Origin of the sequence: Nostoc sp. (assembly GCF_036917655.1) — a bacterium.
Taxonomy (GTDB): Bacteria; Cyanobacteriota; Cyanobacteriia; order Cyanobacteriales; family Nostocaceae; genus Nostoc.
In genome coordinates, this window is the sequence record NZ_JBALCY010000024.1 from 1 (window position 1) to 12,165 (window position 12,165).

Sequence of the window (12,165 nt, forward strand, 5' to 3'; positions counted from 1 at the left end):
AGTTTTCTTGATTTTCTTGACGCAAACCACTTGTTGTCTTATGGCTTTCAAACTATAATATTTTCAAGGTTCGGTGTCCTGAACTCGTCGCTTTTAAGCTCTCCGCTTCAGGCACTTATTCAATATACCTAACCTCCTTTATCTTGTCAACTATTTTTTCCAAAAATTTTTTGGACTACTTTTTAGGGACTCTGAAAGCCTTAGACAGCAAAGGTTTTAGGCTATAATATTGCTGTAACTCACTAAAGGAAGCAATAAAGTTGTGAGGAATTCTGGTCTTTTGCCGCCCTGGCTGGTTTTAGATCCACTTTTGTGTGGCTGGTTGTTGGAGGATATTGGCAGGGGCGATCGCACAACAAATTCACTACTAGTAGAAGATGTGACGCTAGGCTCGGCTAAATGGATAGCTAAAGCTTCAGGGATAATTGCTGGCTTACCAGTTGCAGCTAGGGTGTTTCAGATTTTGAATGAAAAAGTCTGCTTTGTAGCGATTGCATCTGAAGGTGCATGGTGTGAGCCAGGACAGGTAGTAGCTGAAATTCATGGTTCGCTGGATGCGTTACTGATGGGGGAACGAGTTGCTCTCAATTTAGCTATGCGTTTGAGTGGGATTGCCACGCTAACTAATATATATGTAGAGAAAATTGCCGATTTAGCTGCTCAGTTGGTGGATACGCGTAAAACTACACCAGGACTGAGACTGTTGGAGAAGTACGCGACTGCGGTGGGTGGTGGGATTAATCACCGCATGGGGTTGGATGATGCGGTGATGATTAAGGATAATCACATTGCGGCGGCTGGGGGAATTGGAGAAGCTGTTACCCGTATTCGTTCTCAGATTCCTTATCCCTTGACTATAGAGGTTGAGACGGAAACTTTAGAGCAGGTGAAAGAAGCTTTGCAGCACAAGGCTGACATTATTATGTTGGATAATATGCCTTTAGATATGATGTCTCAGGCGGTGCAGTTAATTCGCCAGCGGGATCGCCGGGTGAAAATTGAAGCTTCGGGGAATGTGACTTTGGAAACGATTCGCGGTGTTGCACAGAGTGGCGTTGACTATATTTCTAGCAGTGCGCCGATTACTCAGTCCAAGTGGCTGGATTTGAGTATGAGGATTGTAGTTTAAATGTCAAAATTTCAGTAAAAGTTTATAAATGCATAGTAAAAAAAAATTTACGTAAATTTTACTCTTATTACTTAGATAAGTTGTCAAATACTATTATGTAATGTAATAAATTTTACCATTCATACTGTTTACTATTCCCTGGTTTAAGCAATACTCCCCCGCTTTCTGGCTTCTTTGTAGGAAGTTCCCACATTTTTCAGACCAGCTTTAATCATTTGTTGTTCGAGAAGGGCAAAGAAACGCGCTCTATCACCACCTTTTACTACTGCTTGATTATGCGCTTCGGCGATCGCTACAGGGTAGCCATATCCTTTTTGCACTTGTGCAAGCATTAGTCCCAATGCTTGGTCTAGCATGGTTGCATTCTCTGCAACCCATGCCGGAACTTCGATCCGGGCGATTTCAGTACCAACGTGAACGTAGCAAAAGTAAATGGTTTGATCGCCGTAGAGTTCGAGAATGGGGGAATTACTGCGCCAGAGGGTACTGCGTTGTCCTGGTTTGAGTCGGGTTGCCCAAACAGAAGTATCTCGCAACTGTTCAAAAATTTTACAAGGTACTTTTTCTAGCTGATTTGGGCAATGACTTTTACAGTCGGGCACTGGATGGGGACAAGCCAACAACCGTAAAAAGTTCATTGTTTCGATGCTGCGAGAGGCACTAAGATAGCCCATCAACGGAATTTGAGCATCACGTATCTGCTGCCAAGCTTCCAGGATGGGAGGTAAAATGCGATCGCGTGCATCTATCGGCAATTGTTCTAAAAACCAGTAAATTAACGAACCATCTACCATAGCCAGTGCTGGCGTTTCCCCTTTTGCTGCACATGCAAGTTCTGCTAACACCGTTGTTTCTGAAGCAGTGCGCCGGAAACTCATCCATTCCTCGGTTCTAATTCCCCACTGCCGAGACATATATAAATCTTCTGGGCGATAAAATACCTCTGGCAAACTATCAAGTAGCGGATGACGATTTTGTCCGTAGTGTAAGACGACTCTGCCGATATTTAGGAGATAACAGTAAGCAATTTCGTGGTGGTTGGGGGCAATTTGTGAACCATCGGTAGCGATGACGGTATGTACTTTGGGGGGAACTGGGATATCAATGGAGGTTTCTAACGGCTCAATTGGGGTAGCATTAGCAAAAAGAATGCGATCGCGCCATTTTTGCTGGCGATCAATTAAATCTTGTTGACACTCGTAAGCATTTTTGAGATGTTGTTGCGCCAATTCTAAACGCTGGCGACTAGCAGCAGCTTCTAAGGTAAGATGCTGACTTAAACCCTGCATTTGTCGCGCCAGTTTTGTCAGGTCAAGCATAGGATTTTATACTTTATATTAAGCCAAAATGGCAAATTTAAATGTTTAAATCTCACACAAAGACGCGAAGAGAACCTCTGCGTCTCTGTGCTTCTATGTCTGGTATGAGATTATCTTCCTTTTTCAATGCCAAGCAGAGAAATCTTTGGCAAATTGAGATAGTGATAACAGCTGAATTCGCCAATCCTTTTGGGCAGTTTCCCGTTCGGCTTGGGTATTATAGCCCCAGTCTGCAAGAAAAAGTTTCACATTCTCAAGGTCTGCTTGCTGTTGGACTAACTGCAATGTCTTGAGTCTATCTTCTACAAACCAGAGACTAACTGGCTTTTGATCCGCTGCTTGAATTAATTCTTGCAGAATTTCAAATTTGGGACGCTTGACTTCTTTACCAAAAATTGCTGCTGCTGGTATATTCACTCCTTCTTGTTGCAACAACTGCTGTACAAAACGCCCTTCTTTAGTTGTCACAATGTATAGCTTTACTCCTCTGTCAAGAGTTAATTTGATTTTTTCTACTACACCTGGATAAAATCTATGCAGACTCAGCCAACCATCTAAATCGGTGGTGATCCATTCATCTCGTTGCTTATCTAGTTTCACGCCAATTTCTTTTGCTTGTAGCTTGTCATTTAACAAAAGTTGTGGGGCGATGCTTACCCATTCATGAAGAATCTTTTCATCAGGAATTCCATCTACCAACGCTTTGATTAAAACGGGCATTTCCCAACCTGTTTCAATTACAGGTCGCAGGCGATAGAATCTCAAAGCTAAATCATCTGGTGGTGTGTCGTTAGCTGGCGACCAAATTTCACAGTAAGTGCGCCACGCTACCTCAAAATATTCAATTAGTCCGTCGCAAATCACTCCATCAAAGTCTAGGGCTAAAATCGTGGGACTACTTGCGGTCATTGTTTTGAGGATTAAAACTGCTGTTGTCAGCTTACCCGACAAATTCAAATCATGCAGTAATTTTTGTTAGTGTTTTATAATTTATAACTTGCTTAAAAAGTATGGTGGCATTGTCCAATCTGATTTGATACTAGTAGGTTAACGAGGATCTACAGCAGGTTTGTGATCAACTAAACGAACTTGGTTTTGCTTGACTACTACAGTGATTAGTGGTAAAGAACGCTTCGCTGGGCCATGAACGACTCGACCCTGAGAATCGTATTGAGATCCATGACAAGGACAAATAAAGTGATTCTTTTCAAGATCCCACTCAACAGTACATCCTAAATGGGTACAAATTGGATTGATAGCGTACTCAGCAATCTTTGGCCCGTCTTGAATGATCAGATAATCAACGCTATTGTCTGGCAAGCCTTTTACAAGAATCGGAATTCCGGGCTTTGCTGTTGTTAATAATGCATTAGTTTCGATTTTCTTGCCGTCTTTGTCCAGTGCCACAGATCCTGGAAGATAATTTTGACAGCGCGAATTCTTTGGATACAGGGAACAAAGGGTTTCTAGGCTGATCTCACGACCTTGGCTAACTTTTGGAAATAGATATCCGATCGCTAATGATGCGGCTGTACCACCTAGCGTGTAAGTTAAAAAATCCCGACGCGTTTTTATACTAAGTGGCATTTTGCTATTTGTAGAAGAATTTTCTTTCATGACCCGATTTACCAAGAAAGGTCTACTTAAATATAGTACGGTGCGATCGCATTAGGATTCTACTTTGCTTTTAAGATACTTAACGGTAAAAATCTCGCATTTAGGACTAAATAGAAATAGTAACGCCAGCAGAAACAATCCCGATACTACTAAAACGATGGCAGTAATCCTTACGGCAAGGTAATAATCAGCAGGATGAAGGGAAAAATTCTTTTTCGGCTTTGTTTAGGAATGCTTGTGCCTTTCTTTAGCTTTATTTAGTTATACCCAGAAAGACTCTAACCCTAACACTGCCAAGGGAGATAAGCCGCGAGTGGTTGCAACTGGCACCATCATTGCTGATTTGGCACAAGAGGTTGCAGGAGACGAAATTCAACTAAGTGGAATCCTCAAACCGGGTACTGCTCCCTATGTTTACGAACCAGTACCAGCAGACAGCAAGGTTTTGCAAGAAGCTAACTTGATTTTGTATAACAGCTACAATCTGGAATCGGGACTGATTAAATTAATGAATGCTTCTGGTCACAAAGCGGGGAAGTTGGCTGTGGGAGTAGCTGTAAAATCTTTGATGCATTCCAATATTGTGGACGTGCCTATGGGATTGCGATCGCAGGTACTTTAATTGGTATTAGTACAAAGAAGTAAATTTCTTAGAACAAATATCTAACCTAAGACATGTTCCTCTCTAATCTCTTCTCAAAGTCTCTCCAGAGAAAGAACTCTTTGTATCTTCGATTTTCTACAGTGTTATTGGTAAAGCTACATTGTTTAATACCTGAAAATGCTATGACTGATAAGAATCAAGAAAATCAAATTAATCAACCAGTAAGTGAAGATACACATTTACGCGAAGAACCGAACGTCAATGAAAGAAACTTAACAGCGAATCCAGGAGATAAAATCGCTGATGAGTCTCAATCTGTTGAAGAAAAGGCTAAACAGGTAGCTGTAGATGATGTACCAGACATTACAGGCGACAAAATCACAGTTCCGACTTACTTCGTTGTAGATGAACCCAACGGTGAAAAGAAGGCACTCCACCACGTTAAAGATGCTGAAGAAATTTCTGATGTAATTCGGGCAGCACGAGTTGACGAAAATGGAAATCGGATTTGGTAGTAGTCTTTCATTTAAGAGATCCGGGGACACAGGAATAGAGTGAGTTGTTTCTTTGCGTCCCCGGATCTGTCTTCTTTGGTCAAGTTAGTCTATTAATAACGTAATCAAAATCTGGAAATTCCCCCAAGATAAACGGTAATGGCAAATGTCACAAATACCAAAGAATTGACATATTGGAGTACACCACAAATTAAAAATCAAATTTTAGAACTTGTTAAAGGTCGCAATGTAGAAGGGTTAAAAGCCAAAGTAGAATTTTATAAAAATGAATTAGCACCATATTTTGCAGAGTTGAGCCGACGTAACCCCTATGGCAAAGTTGCAGAGCAAGTGGCGATCGTCACGGGAGTATGGATGCCAATATGGTCTACTATACCTTTTCAAGACATTTTACCTGCTAGGATACACGAGCAGTCTTACCAAATTTTTCATAATGATGGTTACTATGCAAATATTGCCCGTTATGCACCGGGACATCAGTCTGGTTTTTGGCAAAAATTTGCATCAAGACTACCAGCCTACGACTTAATGGTGCTGCAAAAGTATTCAGTTCGAGATGAACAGTGGGATATTAAAAATGTTGGAATATTTCAAGAATTGAGAAATAGAGAAATCCCATTGACAATTGACGATGCAGACGAGTGGTTTACGACAACAGTCGAATCTAAATTTAAGGAAGCAGCGCCAAACATAGACTTACGGCAAGAACTCAAATTAAAACATATAGACAGAAATACTGTCAAGAGATTTGAAAAAGCCTACCTAGCTACTTCTTTTCTAGAGCATCTATATATAGATAATGACTTTCGGTTAGTTAAGAGTCAACGAGAAGCAACCCAGCGACCAAGTTATACAATAGCTGTTCGCAGACGTTGAACTAACAAAATTTTCTCATGTTATGGCGCCACTACAACAAAAAGTTACTTCTACCGGCAGCTATAACTACCTGCTATTCTTGCCTGATGTTTTACAACAAGACATTTCTCTCCGAGAGGCTCCGCAAACCTGTAAAGGCAACGAAACACAACAGCCACTTTTGCCAACAATCCTATTTTTACATGGTGCGGGTGAGAGAGGTTCTAACTTAGATGATGTGAAAAAGCAGGGTGTCGCCAAAATTGTTGAACAACAGCCAGACTTTCCTTTCATTGTCATTTCTCCCCAATGTCCGCGTGGTGAATATTGGAATGTAGAACGATTGAGCGCCCTTCTGGATGAGGCGATGTCTGACGACAAGTTGCAAAGCGCCTACCCTGTTGATCCAGATCGGGTTTACCTGACCGGCTTAAGCATGGGTGGTTACGGAACATGGCTTTTAGCAGCAGCACAGCCCCAAAGATTTGCAGCGATCGCGCCTATCTGTGGCGGTGGTAACCCACTAGCAGCACGTAAGTTGAAAAATCTTCCCGTGTGGGCATTTCACGGAGCCAAAGATAATGTAGTTCCCTTAAGTGCGTCCGAAATCATGGTTTCTGCACTCAAAGCCCGCGACGGGAATGTAAAATTTACAGTTTACCCAGAAGCAGAGCACGACTCGTGGACGCAGACATACAATAATCCAGAGTTGTATGAGTGGTTTTTACAGCATCGACGACAGCAGGCTGTAGGTTAAAGATATTTTTCGCTACAAAGGTTGCGAAGCGAAAAGCCCTTCATCTCTGGAAAAGCTTTCTGCAAATCAGCCGCCAGACGATTGATAACTTTTGCTCAACTAGGTTAACTGAATCACGGCAAGTCCCCAGCCAGACAATAAGATCAGCATATTAGCTATATTCACCCTAAAGATGGAAGACATTGTCCTAAAATTTATGTAAGTATAAGCCGCTGAATCTTAAATTAACTTTAAATTTATTTAACTTTATAGAATGCCAGACACGGAAAAGTCCCAAAACCAGCTGGCTAATGAGAAGCTGCTGCACCGCCAAGTTAGTAAAAAAGCAAATTCTTCGCTGGTAGTCGGTGGAGAAGAGGGAATGGTGCTTCAGTTGGCTGATGGCACTATCCAGGCTTGCAATCCAACTTGCGATCGCATTCTGGGACTGACCGCAGAACAGCTTGTGGGGCAAAATTTGCTTGATCCCAGGTGGCAATTTATTCATGAAGATGGCTCTGGTTTCCTTAGTGAAACTCACCCTGCGATCGTTGCGCGGAATACAGGTAAACCTTGTTTGAATGTGGTGTGTGGCTTTTATAAGCCAAATGGGGAGCTAGTCTGGCTATTGTTGTCTTCACAACCTCTGTTCCAAGCTGGTGTCAGCACTCCCTATGCGATCGTCACAACTTTTTCGGATATTACTGAATCTAAGCACGCGCAGCTTGAGGAAAACTGTAGCTGTACCGAAGAGACTCAACGAGTTGATGCAAATGAATTTCAGGCACTGTGGGATAGTCAACGTCTGTTTCAACAAATTGCTGGCACTCTTCCGGGGATACTCTACATTTATGACGTCATAGAGCAGCGAAATTCTTATGTTAATTACGAAATTGCTCAAGGCTGGGGCTACACACCAGCAGAAATCCAGGCAATGGGAAAAGAGTTATTTACCCAACTTCTACACCCTGAAGATTTGGCTCGGCTCTCTAGCAATTTGGAAAAATTTAATTCTGCTGCTAATGGTGAAGTCCTCTGCTTTGAGTACCGGATTCGACACGCTAATGGGGAGTGGCGCTGGTTTTGTAGCTATGACACTGTGTATAGCAGAACTGCTGATGGATTGCCACAATATCTTTTGGGGATCGCTTTTGATATTACAGAGCGACGACACATAGAAACTTCCCTGCGGCAAAGTAACGAAAGGTTTGAGTTAGCAGCGGCGGCAGTTAATTGCCTAATCTATGACTGGGAGATTCAGAGAAATACTGTGGAAAGAACTCAGGGTTTAACCCAAGTTTTTGGCTACACACAACAAGAAGCTGAACCTACTTTCGAGTGGTGGCAAAAACTCATCCACCCCAATGACCAACAAATAGTTAATGACCAGTTTATGGCTAGTATGGTCAATGGCAATCGTTATCGCATCAAGTATCGAGTGCGTCATAAGGATGGCCGCTATTTGTGGGTGGAAGACCAGGGGTTTGCTGTCCGAGATGCCAATGGTCAGGTAGTTAGGGTAGTTGGTGCTAGTACTGATATTACCGAACAGCAAGCTGTGCTACGCGATCGCCAGCAAATTGAAACAAACCTGCGCGAGAGTGAAGAACGGATTCGGTTGGCCACTACCGCTGCTCAACTGGGCATGTGGTTTTGGAATATCACTACCAACGAGTTAATTTGGACAGAGAAATGTAAGCAGCTGTATGGACTGTCCCCAGAAGACGAAATCAGCTTTGAGATTTTCCTCAACTGTGTACATCCAGAAGACCTCCACTGCATCCATGAAGTGATCGCCCGCTGTCTTGAGGAAAAGGTTGAGTGTGACATTGAATACCGCAGCCTTTGGCCTGATGGTAGTATTCATTGGATTGCGGCTAAAGGTCGCATCTTTTTTGATACCGAGGGTAGGGCAGTACGAATGATGGGTACTACCCAGGATATTACCCAACGCAAACAAGCAGAAAATGATTTGCGCCAGCGCGAAACTCAATTAAGGCGATTAGTTGATTCCAACATTATTGGCATTATGTTCGCCACTCCTGACTACATTACTGAGGCGAACGAGGCTTTTCTAGAAATGGTGGGTTATACGCGAGAAGAACTATTGGCAGGTAAGGTACACAGACGACACATCACCCCACCTGAATATCACGCTCTTGATCAGCAGGGGTTAGAGCAACTTTTAACGGTTGGAGTATGTACTCCTTATGAAAAAGAATACATCCGCAAGGATGGTTCCCGCATTCCCATACTAATTGGTGGTGCCTTAGTGGAGCGATCGCCCGCGTCTTGGATCTGTTTTATTCTTGACCTAACCCCCAGGAAGCAATTAGAAAAAGCACTTAGACAACAAGCAGAGGAACTTAAACAGGTAAACCGGAATAAAGATGAGTTTCTCGCCATTCTCTCTCATGAACTGCGATCGCCCCTCAACCCGATTCTCGGTTGGTCATCGCTACTCAAAAGCCGCAAATTTGATGAAGTTACTACAAATCGTGCTTTGGAAACCATCGAAAGAAATGCTCAATTGCAGATTCAATTAATTGATGAGTTGCTGGATGTGTCCCGAATTATTCGTGGTAAGTTAAACCTGACTTTTGCCACTGTTAATCTGGTAGCTGTAATTGACGCTGCCTTAGAAACAGTCCGGTTAATCGCAGAAACCAAATCCATCCAGATAAAAATACAGATTGACCCCAATGTTGGGAAAGTTTCGGGCGATTATTATCGCTTACAGCAAGTTGTAGGGAATTTACTCTCGAACGCTGTCAAGTTCACTCCCCCTCATGGTTCAGTGGAAGTCAGCCTATCATTGAGTCAGGAATTTACTTCTCACTCAGCACTGATTCAAGTTAAAGACACAGGTCAAGGTATTTCCCCCGAATTCCTACCCCACGTATTTGAATATTTTCGTCAAGCCGATAGCAGCACAACCAGAAAATTTGGCGGGCTGGGACTGGGATTGGCAATAGTTCACCACTTAGTAGAGTTGCATGGTGGGACTGCGATCGCAGCTAGTCCAGGAATTGGACAGGGATCAATTTTTACTGTTAGACTGCCCGTGATCAAGGAGAGTGAGGGAGCAAGGGCAGGGGGAGCAGAGGGAGCAGGAGAGAAATTTAACTTGTCAGTTATCAACGGACTACGGATATTGATTGTCGATGATGATGCTGACACACGGGAGTTTCTGCGCTTCTTGCTACAACAGAATGGGGCGCTGACAGCTGTCGCAGCATCGGCGACTGAAGCGTTATCTATAGTAGCACAGACTCTACCTAATCTATTAATCAGTGATTTAGGAATGCCAGAGATGGATGGCTACAGCCTGATTAGGCTGCTCAGAGCCATGCCAAAGGAGGAGGGAGGAGAAATTCCGGCGATCGCCCTTACCGCCTATGCTGGAGAAAGCGATCGCGATCGAGTTTTGGTAGCTGGGTTTCAAAAACACGTTGCCAAACCAGTACAGCCAACTGAATTACTAATCTCAATTGCCGATTTGCTAGGGCAAAGGTATAACTAAAACTTTGGCGTTGCATAAAATAGGGAAATTTAAATATGAAATTAGTAATTAAATCTGGGTGTTCAGCCTGACTCAAAAAGCTAAGATATTCTTGAATATAATGCCGTGTAGCTTGCCAATCTAGATGAGTAATATCAAGATATTTAAAAGCTTTGAGATAATAGCAAAAAGCAATATTACCGAGGGTTTTACCCATCGTTCTATATTATTAAGCTGCGGCCAAGGCGCCAGAGCTACTTAATAATGTTTCAGTGCCACATTGATTTTATTATTAACCTGTGTTGCCAAACTTAACAATGATGCTAAATTAGCCTTTACCTCTAGATGAGAAATCTGTACATCATCTAGTAATTCTCTTTGGGCTGCTTCTAATCCTGCTTTTAAGACTAAATAAACATCTAAATCCAGAGTTAGGGTATTGCTAAAATATTGCTCGGCGAGTTGTTTGAGTAAAGTTATTAAATCATGTTTAGCGATCGCAAAATTCCTCGTAATCGCCTAACTCTCTAAATCAGGAGCCACCTATATCAGTTGCTTGTAGATTTCATCATCAATCCACAACACCAAGGGAAAAGCAAAATTATTGCGAAACTCCTCCCGCACCTGATTAGCAGAAGTTAACATCACAGCCAAATCCGGCACTGTCTCCAAACCCACAACCATCACACAAGCTGGTATGTCCTCTCCGAATTCCTCCCGAATCGCAGTATAAAGAGTCCGGCGAGATTGCTGCACCACCAAAAGCCGAATTTCGACATCTAGATTTGTGTACAGGTTTTGATGTTGAATCAACCTATCCCGCTTTGATACTGATTGAGTTTTGCCCGTAGTGTTGGGCTAAGTAAATTGAGCAGCGGTTTTTGACTATAGATAGTACTAAGCTTACTGGATGTAAGATAATATGTTACATTACTTTTGCTTGATGTCCTGCATCTGTGAACTTGCTGTTCTGGAGAGATGATGCTGCTCAATGCGATCACCTCCGGTGGGCGGTTACGCCATCGCATTGAGTATTGCTAAATAGTTGTAATAATATTTAATATGAGTCGAGGTTGTGTAATTTAGATTAACTATTGCAAAGAAATTCTCTCAGAGTGAGTAGAATGACAAATACAACGAGGCAACTATTTTATGGATTAGTTAACCTAGAACTGGAGACTATGTTTTCAGTCCTGAGTTATTTCCGTATTTTTGCCTCTGAGGCATACCAATCAAGACCACACCAAATCCTTCATTAAGAGCTCCCACAAATCATAATGCCTGTGATTGAGAAGAAAAGAACTCGCGATCTGCCCCAAATTAATGAACGAATTCGCTTCCCGAAAATTCGGGTAATTGACACTGACGGTGCCCAACTGGGAATTATGCCCCCACAGGAAGCACTACAACTAGCAGAAGAAAAAGAGTTAGATTTGGTGCTAATAAGTGACAAAGCTGACCCGCCAGTTTGTCGGATTATGGACTACGGGAAATACAAGTTTGAGCAGGAAAAAAAGGCGCGGGAAGCCAGGAAAAAGCAGCACACGGCTGATGTCAAAGAAGTTAAGATGCGCTACAAAATAGAAGAACACGACTACAACGTGCGTGTTAAGCAAGCAGAGCGCTTTTTGAAAGATGGTGATAAAGTCAAAGCTACTGTGATGTTCCGGGGTCGAGAAATTCAACACAGTGACCTAGCAGAAGATTTGCTCAAGCGAATGGCAACGGATTTGGAGCCATTTGGTGAGCTTCAACAAGCGCCAAAAAAAGAAGGGCGAAACATGATGATGCTCATCTCACCCAAAAAATAATCCTCTAGCTGTTTAATAGGCCAAGTTTGAAAATCCCCTGACTTCTAGCTAGGGGATTTTTTCATTTTTCGTTTGGA

The 12,165-nt window shown here is 42.6% G+C and carries 10 protein-coding genes and 1 pseudogene; 7 read left to right on the forward strand and 4 right to left on the reverse strand.

Annotated elements, in window-relative coordinates:
- The first annotated feature begins 262 nt into the window (after nucleotides 1–262).
- Nucleotides 263–1,129, forward strand: a complete 867-nt coding sequence (nadC, locus tag V7K30_RS10975) for a carboxylating nicotinate-nucleotide diphosphorylase (protein ID WP_334999072.1) — start codon at nucleotides 263–265, stop codon at nucleotides 1,127–1,129.
- A gap of 143 nt (nucleotides 1,130–1,272) precedes the next feature.
- Here nadC and V7K30_RS10980 read toward each other — a convergent pair whose 3' ends face one another.
- From V7K30_RS10980 to V7K30_RS10990, 3 genes are all read right to left on the reverse strand, one after another.
- The gene (locus tag V7K30_RS10980; RefSeq protein ID WP_334999073.1) at nucleotides 1,273–2,448 is read right to left on the reverse strand and encodes a DNA double-strand break repair nuclease NurA; all 1,176 of its coding nucleotides are present in this window, start codon (nucleotides 2,446–2,448) and stop codon (nucleotides 1,273–1,275) included.
- Nucleotides 2,449–2,571: 123 nt separating this feature from the next.
- Nucleotides 2,572–3,357: an HAD family hydrolase gene (locus tag V7K30_RS10985; RefSeq protein WP_334999074.1), complete on the reverse strand. Its 786-nt coding sequence runs from the start codon at nucleotides 3,355–3,357 to the stop codon at nucleotides 2,572–2,574.
- Between the two features lie 138 nt (nucleotides 3,358–3,495).
- Entirely contained in the window at nucleotides 3,496–4,065 is a 570-nt protein-coding gene (locus V7K30_RS10990; protein ID WP_334999075.1) for a Rieske 2Fe-2S domain-containing protein, read from the reverse strand.
- Nucleotides 4,066–4,300: 235 nt separating this feature from the next.
- Between V7K30_RS10990 and V7K30_RS10995 the strand changes: the two are divergent.
- The 5 genes and pseudogenes from V7K30_RS10995 to V7K30_RS11015 form a co-directional block, all read left to right on the forward strand.
- Nucleotides 4,301–4,633, forward strand: a pseudogene (locus V7K30_RS10995) (metal ABC transporter solute-binding protein, Zn/Mn family); the annotation flags it as partial.
- A 218-nt stretch (nucleotides 4,634–4,851) separates the two neighbouring features.
- Nucleotides 4,852–5,184, forward strand: a complete 333-nt coding sequence (locus V7K30_RS11000; protein WP_334999076.1) for a hypothetical protein — start codon at nucleotides 4,852–4,854, stop codon at nucleotides 5,182–5,184.
- A 138-nt stretch (nucleotides 5,185–5,322) separates the two neighbouring features.
- The gene (locus V7K30_RS11005; RefSeq protein WP_334999077.1) at nucleotides 5,323–6,060 is read left to right on the forward strand and encodes a hypothetical protein; all 738 of its coding nucleotides are present in this window, start codon (nucleotides 5,323–5,325) and stop codon (nucleotides 6,058–6,060) included.
- Nucleotides 6,061–6,082: 22 nt separating this feature from the next.
- Nucleotides 6,083–6,796 carry a prolyl oligopeptidase family serine peptidase gene (locus V7K30_RS11010; RefSeq protein WP_334999078.1) on the forward strand — a complete coding sequence of 238 codons (714 nt, stop codon included), beginning with the start codon at nucleotides 6,083–6,085 and terminating at the stop codon, nucleotides 6,794–6,796.
- A gap of 253 nt (nucleotides 6,797–7,049) precedes the next feature.
- Nucleotides 7,050–10,298, forward strand: a complete 3,249-nt coding sequence (locus V7K30_RS11015) for a PAS domain-containing protein (RefSeq protein ID WP_334999079.1) — start codon at nucleotides 7,050–7,052, stop codon at nucleotides 10,296–10,298.
- Nucleotides 10,299–10,820: 522 nt separating this feature from the next.
- On the opposite strand, the gene V7K30_RS11020 is transcribed toward V7K30_RS11015, so the two are convergent.
- Nucleotides 10,821–11,090: a hypothetical protein gene (locus V7K30_RS11020; protein ID WP_334999080.1), complete on the reverse strand. Its 270-nt coding sequence runs from the start codon at nucleotides 11,088–11,090 to the stop codon at nucleotides 10,821–10,823.
- Between the two features lie 464 nt (nucleotides 11,091–11,554).
- Here V7K30_RS11020 and infC point away from each other — a divergent pair, with 464 nt between their 5' ends.
- Nucleotides 11,555–12,088 (forward strand): translation initiation factor IF-3, encoded by a 534-nt coding sequence (gene infC / locus V7K30_RS11025; RefSeq protein WP_012412604.1) that lies wholly within the window; start codon nucleotides 11,555–11,557, stop codon nucleotides 12,086–12,088.
- Nucleotides 12,089–12,165 lie beyond the last annotated feature (77 nt).